Origin of the sequence: Amycolatopsis sp. NPDC024027 (assembly GCF_040638975.1) — a bacterium.
GTDB lineage: Bacteria > Actinomycetota > Actinomycetes > Mycobacteriales > Pseudonocardiaceae > Amycolatopsis.
In genome coordinates this window covers 60,087-78,447 of sequence record NZ_JBEZYY010000034.1, presented here as the reverse complement: position 1 = coordinate 78,447, position 18,361 = coordinate 60,087, and the positions used below count along the sequence as shown (strand labels likewise).

Sequence of the window (18,361 nt, the reverse complement as noted above, 5' to 3'; positions counted from 1 at the left end):
CCACCGCAAAAACAGCCGACAAGGCAAGAAGACCACCACACGTTAAAACCCAAGGACTCATTCCTGACGTCAGACGTCAGGAATGAGTCATTCACTGCGGAGGCGGCCGGACCTGCGGCTCCGCTGGTCCGCCTCCCACCCCGCACCGACCCTTCGGCGGATTTACAACGTTGTATCAACGATGTAAAAAAGTCCCTGCCCGGCTCGCACGCCGTTGGAAGGGGCCACCGATGTCCTCCCGAGAACGCGATCACCTCACCCGCCGCGATCTGCTCCGGCTCGCCGGGGGCACCGCCGCCGCCGTTGCCGCCGCTCTCTGGCTGCCCGGGACCGCCGCAGCCGCCGGGACCTTCAGCCCGATCCGGCCACCCGCCACCCCGCTGATCGTCCGCTCGCCCTACCTGTCGACCTGGCAGCCCGCCGACACCCTCCCCGGCACCTGGTCGAGCTTCTGGACCGGGCGCATCACCGCGCTGTGCGGCCTCGCGCGCATCGACGGCGCCGCCTTCGTCTTCGCCGGCGCCCCCGCCCTGCCGTCCGGGCCGGCCCTGACCCCGATGACGCAGGTGAGCCTGCAGGTCACCGGCACCCGCTCGACCTACGTCCTCAACGGCGGCGGCGTGAACCTCACCGTCACGTTCTTCTCCCCGGTCGACCCGGCCAACCTGCAACGCCAGTGCGTCCCGTTCGGGTACGTCACCATCCAGGCCGCGAGCGCCGACGGCCGCGCGCACGCCGTCGACCTGCACTTCGACACCTCCGCCGAGTGGGTGCACGGCAACTCCGCCACCCCGGTCACCTGGCAGCAGCAGCAAGCCGCCGGCTACACCCTGCTCAGCTGCACCCCGGCGAGCCCGGGCGTGCTCCAGGAAAACGGCGACCAGGCGAGCTGGGGCGCCCTCGTGCTCGCGGCGCCAACGTCGAACACCACCTGGCAAATCGGGGCGGACACCCTCGTGCGCGCCGCCTCGGCCGGCCAGGGCACCCTGAACAACACCAGCGACACCGCGCAGCCCCGCGCGATCAACGACCGCTGGCCGGTGCTGGCCTTCAACAAGAACCTCGGCACGATCCCGGCCGGCGGCACGGCAGCCCCGTTCACCCTCGCGATCGGGCACGTCCGCACGCCCGCCGTCCGCTACCTCGGCACCGAGCTGCGCCCCTGGTGGACGCACTACTGGGGCAGCTGGCAAGACATGGCGGTGTGGGTCGCGAACGACTACGCCGCCGCGCTGTCGGCCGCCACCGCGATCGACCAGCGGCTGCACGACGACGCCGTCGCCGCGGCCGGGGGCGGCGGTACCGGCGAGCACTACGCCGGGATCTGCGCGCTCGCCCTGCGTCAGGCGTTCGGCGGCACGGAGCTGGTCGACCGGGGCGGCGCGCCCTGGGCGTTCCTCAAGGAGATCTCCTCCAACGGCAACATGTCCACAGTGGACGTCACTTATCCGGCGTTCCCCGCCTACCTCTACCTTTCGCCCGCCTACCTGCGGCTGCTGCTGGAGCCCCTGCTCGACTACGCCGAGCGCGGCGGCTGGCCGATGGCGTTCGCCGAACACGACCTCGGTACGCACTACCCGGACGCGACCGGGCACAACGACGGCAACGAGGAGAGCATGCCGGTCGAGGAGTCGGCGAACCTGCTGATCATGGCGGCCGCGCTGGTGCAGCGGCTGTCCTCGGCGGAGGCGAGCGCGTTCGTCACCGCGCACTACCGGATCCTCCGGCAGTGGGCGGAGTACCTGGTCGCCAACACCCTCGACCCCGGCTTCCAGAACCAGACCGACGACTTCACCGGGTTCATCGCCCACAGCGCGAACCTCGCCCTCAAGGGGATCATCGGCATCGGGGCGATGGGGGTGCTCGCCGCCGTGACCGGCAACGCGGCCGACGTGCAGCGGTACCGGTCGATCTCCCGCAGCTACGTCAGCCAGTGGGTGACTCTCGCCGAGGACGGCCAGCACCTGCGCCTCGCCTACGACCAGCCGGGTACCTGGAGCCTGAAGTACAACGGCTTCGCCGACCGCGTGCTCGGCCTCGACCTGGTCCCGGTCGGCGTCGCGGCGCAGGAGGCCGCCTGGTACCAGGCGCGGGCGGGCGCCCACGGCGTCGTGCTCGACCCCCGCAACAACTACACGAAGGCCGACTGGGAGCTGTGGACCGCGGCGTGGCTGACCGACCAGCCGAACATCCGCACCACCCTCGTCGAGGGCGTCTACAGCTACGCGAACACCACGCCCCAGCGCGTGCCGTTCAGCGACTGGTACGTCGTCGCCGACGCCACCCAGCGCGGCTTCCAGGCCCGCCCGGTCGCCGGCGGCTACCTGGCCCTGCTGACCCGCCCGGCGGCGTCGACGACCGGGTGGCGGAAGCTGCAGAACCAGCGGTCGGGCAAGGTCCTGGCCGTCTCGAACATGTCCTTGGGCGACATCGTCGAGGTGACGCAGTGGTCGGACAACGGCACCGCCGACCACCTCTGGGCCGTCGTGGACAGCGGCGACGGCACGGTCCGGGTCGTCAACCGCAACAGCGGCAAGGTCCTCGCCGTGCACGACCAGAGCCTCGACAACGGCGCTCACGTCCAGCAGTACCAGGACAACGGCACCCCCGACCACAACTGGCGGATCGTCGACGCCGGCGACGGCTGGTCGAAGCTCGTCAACGTCCGCAGCGGCAAGGTGCTGGCGGTCGACCAGCAGTCCACGGCGGACGGCGCGCAGGTCACCCAGTGGGACGACAACGGGTCGCCGGACCACCTCTGGCGGTTCGTCTGACGCCGTTTGCGACACTGGCGCCGTGTGCGCCGACTTCACCCGGATCCGCCGCTTCCTCGAGGAGCGCGACCCGCCGACGCCGTGCCTGGTCGTCGACACCGACGCCGTCGCGGCCCGGGCGGCGGAGTTCGGCGCGGCGTTCCCCGGCGCGCTGATCCGGTACGCGGTCAAGGCCAACCCGGCGCCGCCGGTGCTCGACGCGCTGGTGGCGGCCGGGATCGGCTTCGACGTGGCCGGGCCGGCGGAGCTCGAGCTGTGCCTCGCCCGCGGCGCCGGCCCGGCGGAGATCGCCTACGGAAACCCGATCAAGAAACCGCGGGACATCGCCTTCGCGTTCGAACGCGGCGTCCGGGAGTTCACTTCGGACGCGCCCGCCGACGTCGACCACCTGGGCCGGTACGCGCCGGGCGCGGCGGTGTCGATCCGCGTCGTGCTCGACGCGCCGGACTCGGCGACGCCGTTCGGCCGGAAGTTCGGCTGCGCCCCGGCCGAGGCCCTCGACCTGGTGCTGCGCGCGGCCGCGCGGGGGCTGCGGCCCGGGATCGCCTTCCACGTCGGCTCGCAGCAACCGGACGTCACCGCCTGGGAGATCGGTGTCGCCACGGCGGCCAAGCTGTTCGCCGAGGCCGCGGCGCACGGCGTCGAGATGACGCGGCTCAACCTCGGTGGCGGCTTCGCGACCGCCCACCGCACCGCCGTCCCGCCCTTGGCCGCGTACGCGGCGACGATCGCGGCGGCGCTCGACTCGGCCTTCCCGGCCGGGCGCCCCGAAGTGCTGCTCGAGCCCGGGCGCGTCCTCGTCGCGGACGCCGGCCTGCTGCGGACCGAGGTCGTGCTGGTCGCCGACCGGGACGGCCGGCGCTGGGTGTACCTCGACATCGGCCGCTACAACGGCCTGGCCGAGGCCGAGAACGAAGCGATCGCCTACCGGTTCGAGCCGGTGGGCGGGCACGACGGCCCGAGCGGGCCGGTGGTGCTCGCCGGCCCCACCTGCGACGGCGACGACGTGCTCTACCAGCGGACGCGGTACGAACTGCCCCGCTCGCTGCGGACCGGCGACCGGCTCGACCTGCCGGGCACCGGGGCCTACACCGCGAGCTACGCGTCGGTGGGGTTCAACGGGATCGAGCCGCTGCGCACGTACTGCGTCGGGCGGTGGGGAGATGCCTGACGTCGGCCGGTTCACCGGGCGCCACGTGCTCGCCGAGCTGCACGGCGTCGACCCGGGCCTGCTCGACGACCCGGTGCGCCTCGGGGAGCTGCTGCGGGCCGCGGTGACGGAAGCGGGCGCGACGGTCCTCGACGTCGTGGCGCAGCGGTTCGCGCCCCAGGGCGCCACGGTGATCGCGCTGCTGGCCGAGTCGCACGCGTCCGTCCACACCTACCCGGAGCACGGGTCGCTCTTCGCCGACGTGTTCACCTGCGGGGAACGCGCCGATCCCGAGCACGCCCTGCGGCTGCTGGCGACCTCGCTGCACGCCGCTTCGGTCCACCTGTCGGTCCTCCACCGGGGAGAACGCTGATGCCCCTGATCCACGAACCGGTCGGCGACGGCCTCACCCGCGTCTGGGAGGTCGGTGACGTGCGGTTCCACGAGCGCACGCCGTACCAGGAGGTGCTGATCGGGACGACGGCGCAAGGGGTTTCGCTGTTCTGCGACGGCGAGCGCCAGAGCACCGAAGCCAGCCAGCTGGTGTACCACGAAGCCCTGATGGTGCCCGCGCTGCTGCTGGCCGAGCGGGTGCGGCGGGTGCTCGTCGTCGGCTCGAGCGAAGGGGTCGCGAGCCGGCTCGCGGTCGCCGCCGGCGCTTCACTGGTCGACCACGTGGACATCGACGCCGACGCCGTCCGAGCCTGCGCCGAGCACCTGCCCTACGGCTACACCCCGGCGGAGCTGGCGCGGGCCGAACGCGGCGACGGGCCGGTCCGGGTGTCCTATGCGGACGGCTGGGCGTTCCTCGCCGCGGCCGAGAGCCGGGGCGAGCACTACGACGTGATCGCCATCGACCTGCCGGACGAGAACACCGATCCGGAGGCCCAGCACAATCGCTTGTACGGCACGGACTTCCTCGCCCGCTGCGCGCGCCTGCTGGCGCCGGGCGGGGTGGTGACCTGCCAGGCGGGCTGCCCGACGCTGTGGCGCAACGAGACGCTGCGGGCGTCCTGGCGGCGGTTCCGGGAGGTGTTCGGCGCCGTGCTGTACTTCGGCTCCGACGAACACGAGTGGGCGTTCCTGTCCGGCCGTGCGGACCCGGTCGAGGACCCGGGCGCACTGGTGGCGCGGCGGTTCGCGGAGCGGGGGAGCGGGGCGGCGACGCTGGACGCCGAAGCGCTGCTCGGCGGGTGCACCCCGCCGCGGTCCCTCCGCGTCGGTGGTCTGAACCAGGCGTCTTGACCTTCGATTCCCCGAATATCGAGCCCTGGGAAACGTGAATTAGCGGGAAATGGATTTCCCGCGCTCGGTGCGTGTTCGTGTTACTCCATTCAGTGGCCGTCGAAAAGGTTGCGATCGCGCTACGATCCTCTCCGCGCGCGATCATCATCACCACCAGGCACCGTGGCCCATTTGGAGGAGCGTCATGCTCGGTATGTCGGTCGTAGGCGCATTGATTCTGTCCACCCTCGTCGCTCCCGTCGATGCCACGGCGGATTCGGCTCCGAGCGAAAAGATCACGCTCGACATCAAGACGATCAACGGCTCCGGCTGCCCGGCGGGCACGGCCACCGCGTCGGCCGACGTCGCGTCCGACAACACCTCGTTCACGGTGCGGTACACGAACTTCACCGCGAAGGCCGGCGGCGGCGTGTCCGCGCTCGAAGGCCGGAAGAACTGCCAGATCAACGTGCTCGTCCACGTACCGCAGGGGTTCACGTACGCGATCGCCGAGGTGGAGTACCGCGGCTTCGCGCACATCGAGAGCGGAGCGAGCGCGCTCGAGCAAGCCAACTACTACTTCACCGGGACGTCGCCGACCGCCCGGGTGCGGCACACCTTCCCCGGCCCGTTCCACGGCGTGTGGCGGGCCACCGACACCACCGACGTGGCCGAGCTGGTGTTCGCCCCGTGCGGGGAGAGCCGCAACCTGAACGTCAATGCGGAACTGCGGGCGGACGCCGGTTCCTCGGGCGGTGGCAGTTACATCGAAATGGATTCCGAGCACGCGAGCGTGGACACGATTTACCACTTCGCGTGGAAGACCTGCTGAATTAGGGCGGTCATTGTCGAGGCGCCCGCTCACCGGCTGAGGGATTTCGGCCGGTGAGCGGGTTTGCCGTACCCCGTTGCCGTACCCCTCAGACGTGGGTGACCAGTAACGTCACGCCCGCTTCGCCGCCGCAGTCGACGAACACCGGCCCCACTCCGTTGCCGATGTGCCCGGCCACGTTCGCCTTGGCCACGAACCGGTCCGGCCCGGACTCGAGGATCCGGACGTTTTCCAGTGCGGGCCGGTCGGGAAACCCGCCGAGCACGGACTTCAGCCCGGTGCCTCCGCCGCAGGTCCCGGTGATCGTCACTTCCTGGCCCCGGTGCGTGGTCGGGTTCGGGCTCACCCGCACCGTGGCTCGCGCGCCCTTCGGCGGCTGGTTTTCGTGCGTCATCGCTGCCTCCCTCGTGCCCGGTTCTCGTCGAGCCGGAGCTACCCGGTCAGTCGAAGGAGGGGCGGTCGAGGTTCTCTCCGGAGGAGAGTGAGACGCGGATCACGCGAGAGGGTGCCCGGTCAGCTCGGGGCCGCACCGCGTTCGGTCTCGGCGCTCGGCGCCAAGCGGAACCGGCGTTCGAACCGCTCCATCAGAACGGTGGCGATCAGGACGGCCACTGGGGTGCTCACCGCGATCCACATGTAGGAAGAGCTACCCAGCCCCGCGTGCTCTCAATCGCCCGCGGACAGCCGGGTGATCAGATCCAGCAGGCCGGCGCGGAACGCGTCGTCGCCGCCGAGGCCGCCGAGCAGCGCGGGTTCGGCCCGCACGGCCCGCTCGTGCACGGCGCGGCCCGCCGCGGTCAGCCGCGTCAGCTGGCGGCGGCCGTCGGCCGGGTCGGCGGCCCGGCCGACGAAGCCGGCCTTGGCCAGGCGGTCGAGGGTGCGGCTCATCGTCTGGTCGGTCACCTGGCAGCGCTGGGCGAGCGTCCGCTGGGGGAGCGGGCCGTCTCGCAGGGTGTGCAGCGCGATGAGACCCGCGTGGGTGAGGCCCATGCCGTCGAGCACGGCCACCCAGCGTTGCTCCACCAGCCGCGCGGCCACCGCCAGCAGCCGGCCGGTCGGCCAGGTGCCGAGGTCGGGTTCGGGGGTTGTGCTCACCATCACTCCGGGTCGTCGTGCAAAATGTTCAGCTTGCTGAACAATTGGGCGGGTTCGCGCCTGAAAGGACCTTAGCGACCATGAACGAGAACCCGCGCCGCCTCCGCTGGCTGGTCCCGGCCCTGCTGGTGATCGCCTGGCTCGGCCTGGGCGGGTTCGGTGGGCCATTCGCCGGCAAGCTCAGCGAAGTGGCGAAGAACGACAACGCCGCCTTCCTGCCGCGCTCGGCCGAAGCCACGGAGGTCGCCGACGAGCAGAAGGCGTTCAGCCCGCGCCAGGTGCTGCCCGCGACCGTCGTCGCCGAGCGCGCGAGCGGCCTGACCGCCGCGGACCGGCAGTTCCTCGACGGCAAGGCGCAGGAGCTGGGGCGCGTGCCCGGGGTGGCGGGTCCGCTCGGCAAACCGGAGCAGGCGCCGCGGGACGACCAGGCCGCGCAGCTCGCCGTGCCGGTCTTCGCCGACGGCAACCCCGCCGACGTCGTCAAGGAGGTCCGGGCGCGCCTCGGCGGCGCTCCGGACGGCCTGACCGTGCTCGTCACCGGCCCGGCCGGGCAGATCGCCGACCTGGTCAAGGCCTTCGGCGGCATCGACGGCATCCTGCTGCTCGTCGCCGGCGGCGTGGTCGCGCTGATCCTCGTCGCGGTCTACCGCAGCCCGCTGCTGCCGTTCCTGGTGCTGCTGTCGGCCGTGTTCGCGCTCGGCCTCGCCAGCCTCGTCGTCTACCTGCTGGCGAAGCACGACGTCCTCGCGCTCAACGGCCAGAGCCAGGGCATCCTCTCGATCCTCGTCTTCGGCGCGGCGACCGACTACGCGCTCTTGCTGGTGGCGCGGTTCCGCGAGCAGCTGCGCGACACGCCGAGCCGGTTCGACGCCGTGAAGCTCGCCTGGCGCGCGACGCTCGAACCGATCGCGGCGTCGGCGGGCACCGTCGTGCTCGGCGTGCTGTGCCTGCTGTTCAGCGACCTCAACTCCAACAAAGGCCTCGGCCCGGTCGCGGCGATCGGCATCGGCGCCGCGCTGCTGGCGTCCACCACGTTCCTGCCGGCCGCGCTGGCCCTGTGCGGCCGCGGCGCGTTCTGGCCGTTCAAGCCGGCACTGGGCTCGCCGCACCCGGAGACGGCCGGGATCTGGGGCCGGGTGGCGCGCCTGGTCGGCCGCCGGCCGCGCACGGTCTGGGTGGTGACGGCCCTGGTGCTGGGGATCGGCGTCGCGTTCCTGCCGCAGCTCAAGGCGTCCGGCACCGCGCAGTCGGACGTCTTCCTGACCGACGTCGAATCGGGGACGGGCCAGGAGATCCTCGGCCGTCACTTCCCGGGCGGCCTCGGCGCACCCGCGATCACGATCGCCGACGCCGGCGCGCTGCCGGCGGTCCTGGCGGCGTCCACAATAGACGGAGTGGCGCAGTCGTTCCCGTTGCCGGGCCCCGGAGGCCGCCCCAAGGAGGTCGGCGGCCGCGTCCAGATCCTTTCGGTGCTGACGGACCCGGCGGACTCGGAAGCGGCGGTCGCCACCGTCGGCCGCCTGCGCGACGCGGTGCACGCGGTCCCGGAGGCGAACGCCAAGGTGGGCGGCCCGACCGCGATCCAGCTGGACACGCAGCAGACGTCGAAGCGCGACCGCGCGCTGATCATCCCGATCGTGTTGCTGGTGATCTTCCTGGTCCTGGCCCTGCTGTTGCGGTCGTTGCTCGCGCCCCTGCTGCTCATCGCCACGGTGGTGCTGTCGTTCGCGGCGACGATGGGCGTGTCGGCGCTGGTGTTCAACCACGTCTTCGGCTTCCCGGGCGCGGACCCGGTGGTGCCGTTGTTCGGGTTCGTGTTCCTGGTGGCGCTGGGGATCGACTACAACATCTTCCTGATGACGCGGGTGCGGGAGGAGGCCCTGACCCGGGGAACGCGGGCCGGGACGTTGCGCGGGCTGTCGCTGACGGGCGGGGTGATCACGTCGGCGGGAGTGGTGCTGGCGGCGACGTTCTCGGCGCTCGCGGTGATCCCGATCCTGTTCCTGGCCCAGATCGCGTTCATCGTCGCGTTCGGCGTGCTGCTGGACACCCTCCTGGTGCGGTCGCTGCTGGTGCCGGCGTTGACCGTCGACGTCGGGCGGCGCATCTGGTGGCCGTCGAAGCTGGCGCGCCGAGAGGCGTAGGGCGCGCCGGCCGTGATGTCCGGGGACGTTTTCCGAGTTGAGGTGATCGGTGGGGCCTGTCGTGTGACAGGGGGAAGGCCTGCGGATGTGAGGTGGAGCTGTCGAGGAACCACGTCCTCTGTCCGGAGGCCCTCGTGGCCCGTCCTGACCCCGCGCGGCTAGAGCATCGGCACGTGGGCTCGGTACTGGTCGAGGAAACGCTCGTTGGCGGCGTCGCCACCGGGCAGGTTCGAGCTCTGCCAGAGGGGGACCGGGAGGTCGCCGGCCAGGGTGGTCAGGTGGACGAGCAGGAGGTTCCACAGGTAGGTGGAGCAGAGGGTCGACAGGGCCGCGGTGGTTCCGCTGGGGGTGGGGACCACGGCGTCGCCGGGTGGGATGCCGGTGTCCAGAACCGCGTCGGCCAGCTCGCCGAGTTTGGCGAAGGAGCGCGCCGGGGCGGTGTCCATGTGGGGCCGGGAGGAAAACGCGACGACGTAGGCGCCCCGCTTCTTGAGTTCGTCCGCGAGCTCGACGGGGAAGGCGTTGACGCCGGAGTTCGAGAAGATGACGCCGACGTCACCGGGGCGGACCTGGGCCTGGGCGACCATCGTCGCGGCCAGTCCGGGGACGCGTTCGAGCTGGGTGCTGGCCTGGGCGCCGTGCAGGGGCAGCAGGCCGGGGTGGAACAGCGGGCGCACGCAGGCCAGGCCGCCGGCTCGGTAGAACGTCTCCAGCACCGCGGCCAGGCTGTGGCCCGCGGCCGCGGTGTGCACCAGGCGGCCGGCGCGGACGACGTCGAGGAGCCGGGCGGCCACCTCTTCGAGGGTGGCGGCGTTGCGGTCTTCGGCCATGCGGAGGTGCTCGCGCACGGCGGTGCCGAAGTCGGCGGAAAAGTCCACGGGATCTCCTTGCGGGTGACTGAGGTCCCTATGGTCTAGACCATTCTGGGGCTCGCTGGCTAGTCTGCGTTCGTGACCGATCCCGTGTTCCTGATCACCGGTGCCTCCCGGGGCATCGGCGCCGCCACCGCCCGGCTCGCCGCCGACGCCGGCTACCGCCTGGTCCTCGTGGCCCGCGACGAGACCCGCTTGGCCGCCCTCGCCGCGCGCCTGGGCGACTCCGACCGGGTCTGGCCGCTCGCCTGCGACGTCACCGACTGGCCCCAGCTCAGCGGGCTCGTCGCCCGGGTCCAGGACACGTGGGGCCGCCTCGACGTGGTCTTCGCCAACGCCGGCACCAGCGTGGTGACCTCGTTCCTCGGCCGCCGCGGCGCGCCGCCGGAGGAGTGGCGGGACATGGTGCTCGCCAACGTGTACGGGCCCGCGCTGACCGCCCGTGCCGCACTCCCGGCGCTGGTCGAGTCGGGCGGTCACCTGGTCCTGACCGGCTCGGCCGCGGGCCGCGGGGTGCGGCCGGGCAACCTGTATTCGGCCACGAAGTGGGCGGTCACCGGGCTGGCCCAGTCCATCCGCGCCGAGTGCGTCGGCACCGGCGTCCGGGTCACCCTGGTGCAGCCCGGCCTGGTGGACACCGGTGGCATCCCGCCCGAACGGTCCCCGGACCCCAAGCTCGACCCCGCCGACGTGGCTCGCGCGGTCCTCTACGCGGTCGGCCAGCCCGCCACGGTGGACGTCAACGAAATCCTCGTCCGCCCGGTCGGCCAGGACCCGTACCGCTGAGGCACCGGACCGGCTCAGGAGTCGCGGCGGGCCCGGGAGTCCACGGCGTCGCCGGTGAGGTACGCGGCCGTGCCGGTGCGGGTGAGCAGCCGGTCCAGGGCGGCCTGCCGGTTGTCCAGGTGCAGCCGGGCCCCCGCGTCGGCGACGACGCGGAGCACCTTCACCAGCTCCGACAGCCCGGACGAGTCGCAGAAGCCGATCGCGCCGCAGTCCAGGCGCACTTCGCGGACGCCGGGGTGGCCGGCCAGCCGGTCGGTGACCAGCCGCAGGAGCGTGCCGGTCGTCGCGAACTCGAGGTCGCCCGCGATCGTCACGTGGGCCGTGCCCTCCTCCGGGGTGGTCCACGTGCAGCTCAGCCCGGTGGTCATGCCGGTCGCTCCGATCCGGCGGCCGGCTCCGCCAGGTGCGTTCGTGCGATGCGGAGCAAGCCGGTGGCGCGCGGGAAGTCGCGCAACTCCGCTTCGAGCAGTTCGAGTGCCGCCCCGAGCGAGGCCGTCGGGACACCGCGCGCGGTGAGGATCCCGGCCGTCCAGCTCAGGAACCCGGTGAACAGCTCGCCGTCGCCGACGTAAAGGGCGGTGGCCAGGTACTCGACGATGTGCGCGAGGTCCTCGGCCGTGTACTGGCGCTGCAGGTCGGTGTAGGCCCGGATGGCCGGGATCCGCTCCTCCAGGCCGGCCAGCACGGTCTTCACGAGCCGGCCCGAGCCGCGGGTGACCAGCGTGTACTCCTGGTCGGCGAGGTGCGGCAGGACGTCGAGTGGCTGGGAAGCCCCGTGCAGCCGATGGGCACTGTGCGGCCGGGGGAGCGGCTCGGCCAGCCGGTCGGCGGCCGCCCGCGCATCCGGCGCCCAGGCTTCGGCACCCAGCAACCGGGCGTACCGGCCCTCGGGCCCGAACGCGGCGCCGCCCGCGATGACCGGGGTCGCGGCCGCCTGGCACGCCGTGATCGTCGCGTGCGCGGTCGGCAGCCGGGTCGCGAGCGAACCGGACAGCGCCACCGCGTCCGGGCCGGTCCGGTGCAGGTGGGCGACCAGGTGCGGGGCCGGCACCTGCGCGCCGAGGTAGTCGACTCCGAACCCGCGCAGCCGCAGCACTTCGGCCAGCAGCCGGGCCGGCATCGCGTGCCACTCCCCGTCGACGCAGGCGACGGTGATCCGGCCGAGGTGCGGCTCGGGACGGCTCACCAGGTAGCCGAAGGTGGCGATGACGCGGTCGTTGATCGCGGTCGCCGCGTGCTCCTGGGCGACGGTGAGGCGGTTCGCCGCCCACTCCCGGCCGACCCGCCGCTGCACCGCGGCGATCACGTCGAGCAGCACGCTCTCCGGGTCGGTCCCGTCGCCGAGCGCGCGGACCACGATGTCGCCCGCCGCGTGTTCGTCGCCGGTCGTGACGGCGTCCCAGAGCCGTTCGGCGTGCTCGGCCACCCCGGTGCCGCGGGTAGCGGTGCTCATGCGGCGTACTGGTCCGGCCAAAAGCAGGCCGACCCCTCGCGTGGCACGTAACCGTTGCTGCAAAGCCATTCGGCCGTGACTGTGGTCGGATCAGTACGGGCCGGCACAGTACCTCCCGCGCCCGTGGCCGCCCACCGCGGCGAGGTGCCGGCCGCGCGGCGCGGTGATCGCCAGCACGGCCATGTCGTCGTGGGTGCCGCGCCCGATCCACTGCGAGGCGAGCATCTGCACGCGCTCGACGACGGCGTCGGCCGGCATGTTCGCGCACTCGGCCACGGCCTGCTTCAGCCGGTCTTCGCCGAACATGGCGTCGCCGAGCGGGCCGCCCTTCGCCTCGATGATCCCGTCGGTGTAGAGCAGGCAGGTCTCCCCGGGCGCCAGCGTGACGTCCGCGCTCACCGACTCGATCTCGGGCAGCACCCCGATCAGGCTGCCCTGGGTGTCGGCCTCCTCGACCCGGCCGCCGGCCCGCACGATCAGCGGCGGCGGGTGCCCCGCGCAGGTCACCCGCAGCCGGACGGTGGCGCCTTCGCGCCGCGCGGAGGCCAGCACGAGGGTGACGTACCGGGCGTCGGCGTTGCCGCCGAGCGTGCGGTTCAGCAGGCGGAGCAGCCGGTGGTGGTCGCCGGCCATCGGCAGCAGCGCCCGCAGCGTGGTGCGGATCTTGCCGGTCAGCACCGCCGCGTCGAGCCCCTTGCCGCAGACGTCGCCCAGCACGGCCAGGGACTCCTCGCCCTCGACGGTGACCGCCGAGTGGACGTCGTAGAAGTCCCCGCCGATCCGCTCGCCGTCGCGGGCGGGGCGGTAGCGGCCGGCGAACTCCACGCCGCCGAGCTGCTCGAGGGCCGGCGGGAGCAGTTCGCGCATCAGCGTGTCGGTGATCGACGCCTGCAGCGCGAACACCCGCGCCGCCGACATGGCCGCCCCGGCCCGCGCCGCGAACAGCCGGGCGAAGAGTTCTTCCTGGTCGGTGAACGACGCCCGGTCGCCGCGGCGCAGCAGGACCAAGGCGCCCGCGGGGACGCCGTGGCCGGGCAGCGGCGTCACGACGATCGAGCCGACCGGCCCGAACCCGTCCGGCAGCACCCAGGACGGCGCCGAGGCCGGGTCGAGCCAGCGCGACGGCACCGGCGGGAAGCCCTGCAGCGCTTCGCCGAGCCCGGGCAGCTCGTCCGGGTCGATGTCCAGCCGGGCCCGGGCGGGCTCGCCGCCGCGCACGCAGGAGACGGCCGGGAAGCTCGCGCCCGCGGCGGGGGCCAGGACGAGGGCGGCGTCGGCGAGGTGCTGCGCGGCCAGCCGGGCGGCGACCTCCATGCAGCGGTCGAGGTTGAGCGAGCCCAGCAGCGCGGCGGAGGCGTCGCTGAGGAACGTGGTGCGCTCCCGCTCACGGGCCAGCGCCTCGCGCGCCGAGCGGGCGTCGGTTTCGTCGACGAGCCACCAGGTCACCGCCTCGCCGTGCGGGACCGGGTGCGCGGCGAAGGCGCGCTCATCGACCTCGCCGCGGACGACGTCGGGCGAGCCGCGGTCGTGGGCGCCGGCCAGCCACCCCGCGACGGTGCCCGCCGCGGGGCAGCCGGCACCGGCGGCGGGGAACAGCAGGCAGGCAGCCTCGTTGAGCGCGCGGATCGTGCCGGAACGGTCGATCACCACGGCCGCGGCCGGCGCGGCCGCCCAGCCCCCGGTGCCGTCGATCGCGACGGCGGGCGCGGTGCGCGCCGGATCAACCACGGGCACCCGCCGGATCCGGGTCGGTGGCCAGTTCCGCCCACAGGGTCTTGCCGCTGGGCCGGCGCAGCTGGCCCCAAGCCGCTGCGCAGCGCTCGACCAGCAGGAGCCCGCGCCCGCCGTGGTCGGACGGCGCCCGGCGGCGAGCGGGCTCGCCCCCGCTGTCGTCGACCTCGATCCGCAGCTTGGCGGCGCCGGGCAGCAGGCGGACGTGGTAGGGCGCGCGGCCGTGGCGCAGCGCGTTCGACGTCAGTTCGTCCACCACCATGACCGCCGTGCCGACGAAGTGCGCCGGGAAGCCGCGCAGGACCGTCCGGACCCAGTGGCGGACCCGCGCCAGTTCGGAAAGCTCGGGGGAGATGCCGAGTTCGTGCCGGGTAAATCGGAGTTTCACGTCGGCCTCCTTCGCCGTGCCGGCCTCCGCGGGGAGGCTCTCCCCTTCTTCATGCCCGAAACCGGGCTCGCCGACACGCGTGTCCGAGGTCGTCATGCCGCATCCCAGGAGGTTTCGACCGCTTCGCTTGCGGGGACGCCCGCCGCTTCGCGCGTTTCGAGCGACCAGCCGTCACCCGGGGAACGCCGGCGGGGCCGCGCTGCGTCGCTGGTCATCGACAACTCCAGGATGGGGAACCGGGATCCGGGCTGGCGGCTCAACCCCTTCCGGGGGCAATTTACCAGCGCTGTCGACCCCGGGCGGCACGGTCTCCCCTCACCGTCCTTTAAGGACTTCCTGCGGCGGTGCGGGCGCCGGGACCGGTTCCGCGGCGGCCGGCGGCACGACGGCGACGTTCACGGTGCGGGTCAGCCGCTCGTAGGGCGCCCGGTGCTCGTTGTCCAGCAGCACCGCCAGCGGCGTCCAGACCCCCACGACGAACACCGACGCGGCCAGCGCGACCGGCAGGAGCAGCCGCTCCGGGTGGTTGCCCAGGTCCCAGTGGTCCAGGTCCAGCAGCAGCCAGGTGAGCCACAGCGGCGAGAGCAGGACGCCGTTGCGGACCAGCAGCGCGATCGGTCCGGCCCGGCGGCCGCCGCGGCGCGTCACCCGCAGGAGCATCGCCCGCTTCCCGGGCGTCGACCCGGTCACGGCGGGGAGCACCACGAACCACACGAGGGCGAGGATGACGACCGGCGTGTCACGGTGGCGCAGGTCCTCGCCGAACAGCGTCAGCAGGCCGAAGAGGAACCCGAGCAGCGCGGCGAACCCGAGCAGGTCGGTGGCCAGCGCGAACAGCCGCCGGGTGAAGGTGACCCTGGCGGCGTAGCGCCGGTCGTGCTCGGGTTCGGCCGAGGGCAGCAGGCGCCCGAGCGGGCCGGCCAGCAGCCAGCCGACGACCACACCCGCGGTGTTGAGGATCAGGTCGTCGACGCTGAAGAGCCGGTACGGGCACGGGAAGAGGAACCACAGGCCGGTCAGCTGCGTCAGTTCGAAGAACAGCGACACGCCGAAGCCGATCAGGGCGGCGGGCACCAGCCGCATCCGCTGGGCGTACCGGACGTAGAACCCCAGCGGCGCCAGCATCACGACGTTGAGCGCGGTGGTCCAGACCGCCGGGTTGTGCAGCAGCGCCCCGGGGCTCCAGTGGCCGCGGGCCCGCTGGGAGACCACCTCGACGAAGTAGAACGGCCGCAACTGCGGAGAACTCGCGTAGGTGTGACCCGCGCAGTACGCCGGGTCGGCCGGCAGCGGCAGCACCGTCTGCGTCGCGATCGCCAGCAGGTAGAACAGGAAGGTGTAGAAGACGAACGTCGGCCAGCCGCCGGCGCGGCCGCGGCGGCGGTAGCTGACGAAGGCGGCCGGGAGCATGACGGCCAGCACGAGGAGCGGGAAAAGGAGCAGGGCAGTCCGGACGGGGACGAGATAGGTGGCGACCACGGAGCCGGTGGTACCCAGCCGCGGGGGAAGCGAAGCGTGCTTCCCCCGGACGACTGGGCGAGCACCGGGCCGGGCTCACTGCGGAGGCGCCTCCTGCTGCCCGCCGCCCTGGTTGTGCAGGTAATCCTTCACCTTGTCCGAGCCCTGGTCGATCTTGTCGGCGTGGTCGCCGAAGCGCTGCTTGGCCGCCTCGGCGGCCTTGTCGACGCCCTGGTCGGCCTGGTCGGGGTGCTTCCCGAGCGCTTCCTTCGCCTTGTCGAACAGATTCATCGTGGGCCTCCATCGGTAATCCGATCTTCGGACACCCCGAGGAGAACACCGGCGGCGCGGGCCCGCAACGCTCCTTCCCTCGTCCCGGGGATTCCGGGTGCTTCCGCGGGTGAAAGACGGGGTGCGGGGGTTTGCCGCGGCCGGGCTCGGGTAAGGGTGATCCCTTTTGTGAGCGCCGGTCGGTACGGGCGGCGCTTCCGGGCGGCTGATCGTCCGGATCGTCCCGGAAAGGGAGTACCTCCGGCCACCGGCGGTGTGGGGAGAGCGGGGCGGGTGAACCGCGCGCCGCCCCGGCTCGTATATCCGGTGACGATCGCCGCCCCGCCGCACGGGCCGGCGGTCACCACCGTGCACCACGACGTGAGGCTCGCCATGGTTGGAAACATCGGTCTGCCGCTGGGGCGGCGCGCCCGCCGCACCCCGGTCCCGGGGGCGGCCCTGCCCGACTTCGGGCTGCCCCGGCCCGGACGGCGGCGCCACGTCATCGCGAGCCGGGTCCTCACCGTGCTGGCCGCGCTGCTCGTGCTGTTCGGCCTCCTCGCCCCGGACGACCTCAGCTCGTTCTCCGCCGCGGCGCTCGTGCGCGTGCCCGTCGAGGGGCTCGTCATCGGGGCGTTCCTGCTGGTCCTGCCGCTGCGGCCGCGTCGCGTCGCCGCCGTGCTCGCCGGGCTGGGGCTCGGGCTGCTCACCCTGATGAAGGCGCTCGACACCGGCTTCTACGCCACCCTCGAGAAGCCGTTCGACCCGATCTACGACTGGAGCTTCTTCCACGCCGGCGTCGAGTTCCTGGCCGGGCAGATCGGGAACGCGGCCACGATCGCCGCGCTGATCGCCGCCGGCCTGCTCGCGGTGGCGGTCATGGTGCTCATGGTCCTCGCGATGCTGCGGCTGAGCCGCGTCGCCGCCGGACGGCGGACCGGCGCGACGCGGGTGGTGGCCGTCCTCGCCGTGGTCTGGATCGTCGCCTCGGTGTTCGGCGTCGAGCTCGCGCCGGGGCAGCCGGTCGCCGCGCAGAGCGCCGCCGCGCTGGCCTACGGCGACCTGCGCCAGGTCGGTGCCGACCTGCGGGACCAGCGGCCGTTCGGGGAGGTGGCCGCCGACGACGCGTTCCGGGCCACCCCGGGCGCGCAGCTGCTGAACGGGCTGCGCGGCAAGAACGTCGTGCTGACCTTCGTGGAGAGTTACGGGCGGGTCGCGCTCGACGACCCGGTCATCGGGGCGAAGATCGGCCCGACGCTCGACGCGGGCACCGCCGAGCTGCGCGCGGCGGGCATCGGCGCGAAGAGCGCGTTCCTGTCGTCCTCGACGTTCGGCGGCGGCAGCTGGCTGGCGCATTCGACCGTGCAGTCGGGGATGTGGATCGACAACCAGCAGCGGTACAACGACCTCCTCGCCAGCGACCGGCTGACCCTCGGCGGGGCGTTCCAGCGGGCGGGCTGGCGGACGGTCTGGGACGTGCCCGCGCACACGAAGGACTGGCCGGAGGGGCAGAAGTTCTACCACCCGGACGCCTACTACGACGCCCGTTCCATCGGGTACCACGGGCCGGGCTACGCCTACGCCACGATGCCCGACCAGTTCTCGCTCTCGATGCTGCAGCGCAAGGAGCTCGCGAACGCGGCGAAGCAGCCGGTGATGGCGGAGGTCGACCTCGTCTCCAGCCACGCGCCCTGGTCGCCGCGGCCCTGGCTGGTCGACTGGAACCAGGTCGGCGACGGCTCGGTCTTCACCCCCCAGCCCGCGGCGGGCGAAGCACCGGAGTCGGTCTGGAAGGACCCGGAGAAGATCCGCGAGGCCTACCGCGACGCGACCGACTACTCCCTGAAGACGGTGATCTCGTTCGTCAAGCAGTACGGCGACGAAAACACGGTCCTGGTGTTCCTCGGCGACCACCAGCCGCCGGTGGTCACCCCGCAGGGCGCGGTCCACGACGTGCCGATCACCATCGTGGCCAAGGACCCGAAGGTCCTCGACCGGATCGCCGGCTGGGGCTGGCAGGACGGCCTCCACCCGGGCGCGCAGGCGCCGATCTGGAAGATGGACTCCTTCCGCGACCGCTTCCTCAACGCCTTCGCCCGCTGACCGTCCTCTTCGGACGCTCCCGGTGCCGTGCGCTTGCCGACCCGCGCACGGCACAATCACCTGTCGGAGCTACTGGCGCGG

General features: G+C 72.8%; 17 protein-coding genes. 8 read left to right on the top strand and 9 right to left on the bottom strand.

All coding sequences use genetic code 11. From position 1 onward, the window contains the following. The first annotated feature begins 230 nt into the window (after positions 1-230). The 5 genes from AB0F52_RS46870 to AB0F52_RS46850 all read left to right on the top strand — a co-directional run bounded on the left by AB0F52_RS46870 (position 231) and on the right by AB0F52_RS46850 (position 5,980). The gene (locus tag AB0F52_RS46870; RefSeq protein WP_360185524.1) at positions 231-2,774 is read left to right on the top strand and encodes a DUF5127 domain-containing protein; all 2,544 of its coding nucleotides are present in this window, start codon (positions 231-233) and stop codon (positions 2,772-2,774) included. 22 nt (positions 2,775-2,796) lie between these two features. Then, the gene (locus AB0F52_RS46865) at positions 2,797-3,945 is read left to right on the top strand and encodes a type III PLP-dependent enzyme (protein ID WP_360185521.1); all 1,149 of its coding nucleotides are present in this window, start codon (positions 2,797-2,799) and stop codon (positions 3,943-3,945) included. After that, positions 3,938-4,297, top strand: coding sequence for an adenosylmethionine decarboxylase (gene speD, locus AB0F52_RS46860; protein ID WP_091311046.1), 360 nt, complete (start codon positions 3,938-3,940; stop codon positions 4,295-4,297). The genes AB0F52_RS46865 and speD overlap by 8 nt, the downstream gene beginning before the upstream one ends. Beyond that, positions 4,297-5,169, top strand: coding sequence for a spermidine synthase (locus tag AB0F52_RS46855; RefSeq protein ID WP_360185518.1), 873 nt, complete (start codon positions 4,297-4,299; stop codon positions 5,167-5,169). Before speD ends, AB0F52_RS46855 begins: the two co-directional genes overlap by 1 nt. A gap of 184 nt (positions 5,170-5,353) precedes the next feature. Then, positions 5,354-5,980: a DUF4360 domain-containing protein gene (locus AB0F52_RS46850; protein ID WP_360185515.1), complete on the top strand. Its 627-nt coding sequence runs from the start codon at positions 5,354-5,356 to the stop codon at positions 5,978-5,980. An 88-nt stretch (positions 5,981-6,068) separates the two neighbouring features. Here the strand turns inward: AB0F52_RS46850 and AB0F52_RS46845 are convergent, their stop codons facing one another. Further along, positions 6,069-6,374, bottom strand: coding sequence for a hypothetical protein (locus tag AB0F52_RS46845; protein WP_360185512.1), 306 nt, complete (start codon positions 6,372-6,374; stop codon positions 6,069-6,071). Positions 6,375-6,646: 272 nt separating this feature from the next. Beyond that, the gene (locus tag AB0F52_RS46840) at positions 6,647-7,078 is read right to left on the bottom strand and encodes a MarR family transcriptional regulator (protein ID WP_360185509.1); all 432 of its coding nucleotides are present in this window, start codon (positions 7,076-7,078) and stop codon (positions 6,647-6,649) included. 77 nt (positions 7,079-7,155) lie between these two features. Between AB0F52_RS46840 and AB0F52_RS46835 the strand changes: the two genes are divergently transcribed. Further along, positions 7,156-9,219 (top strand): MMPL family transporter, encoded by a 2,064-nt coding sequence (locus tag AB0F52_RS46835; protein WP_360185507.1) that lies wholly within the window; start codon positions 7,156-7,158, stop codon positions 9,217-9,219. A 158-nt stretch (positions 9,220-9,377) separates the two neighbouring features. On the opposite strand, the gene AB0F52_RS46830 is transcribed toward AB0F52_RS46835, so the two are convergent. Beyond that, positions 9,378-10,097 (bottom strand): sugar isomerase domain-containing protein, encoded by a 720-nt coding sequence (locus AB0F52_RS46830; protein WP_360185504.1) that lies wholly within the window; start codon positions 10,095-10,097, stop codon positions 9,378-9,380. 72 nt (positions 10,098-10,169) lie between these two features. On the opposite strand from AB0F52_RS46830, the gene AB0F52_RS46825 reads away from it, so the two are divergent. Continuing rightward, entirely contained in the window at positions 10,170-10,877 is a 708-nt protein-coding gene (locus tag AB0F52_RS46825) for an SDR family oxidoreductase (RefSeq protein ID WP_360185501.1), read from the top strand. Between the two features lie 14 nt (positions 10,878-10,891). On the opposite strand, the gene AB0F52_RS46820 is transcribed toward AB0F52_RS46825, so the two are convergent. From AB0F52_RS46820 to AB0F52_RS46795, 6 genes are all read right to left on the bottom strand, one after another. Further along, positions 10,892-11,245, bottom strand: a complete 354-nt coding sequence (locus AB0F52_RS46820) for an STAS domain-containing protein (RefSeq protein ID WP_360185499.1) — start codon at positions 11,243-11,245, stop codon at positions 10,892-10,894. Beyond that, on the bottom strand, positions 11,242-12,330 hold the full coding sequence (locus tag AB0F52_RS46815; RefSeq protein WP_360185496.1) for a B12-binding domain-containing protein: 1,089 nt from the start codon (positions 12,328-12,330) through the stop codon (positions 11,242-11,244). The genes AB0F52_RS46820 and AB0F52_RS46815 overlap by 4 nt, the downstream gene beginning before the upstream one ends. A gap of 90 nt (positions 12,331-12,420) precedes the next feature. Next, positions 12,421-14,064: a PP2C family protein-serine/threonine phosphatase gene (locus tag AB0F52_RS46810; protein ID WP_360185494.1), complete on the bottom strand. Its 1,644-nt coding sequence runs from the start codon at positions 14,062-14,064 to the stop codon at positions 12,421-12,423. Further along, entirely contained in the window at positions 14,051-14,449 is a 399-nt protein-coding gene (locus tag AB0F52_RS46805) for an ATP-binding protein (RefSeq protein WP_360185491.1), read from the bottom strand. Before AB0F52_RS46805 ends, AB0F52_RS46810 begins: the two co-directional genes overlap by 14 nt. 315 nt (positions 14,450-14,764) lie before the next feature. Beyond that, a complete protein-coding gene (locus AB0F52_RS46800; protein ID WP_360185489.1) occupies positions 14,765-15,928 on the bottom strand; it encodes a VanZ family protein in 1,164 nt (387 codons plus the stop codon). A gap of 75 nt (positions 15,929-16,003) precedes the next feature. Then, positions 16,004-16,198, bottom strand: coding sequence for an antitoxin (locus tag AB0F52_RS46795; RefSeq protein WP_285992297.1), 195 nt, complete (start codon positions 16,196-16,198; stop codon positions 16,004-16,006). A gap of 372 nt (positions 16,199-16,570) precedes the next feature. Here AB0F52_RS46795 and AB0F52_RS46790 point away from each other — a divergent pair, with 372 nt between their 5' ends. After that, positions 16,571-18,280, top strand: coding sequence for a sulfatase-like hydrolase/transferase (locus AB0F52_RS46790; protein WP_360185486.1), 1,710 nt, complete (start codon positions 16,571-16,573; stop codon positions 18,278-18,280). Positions 18,281-18,361: the final 81 nt, after the last annotated feature.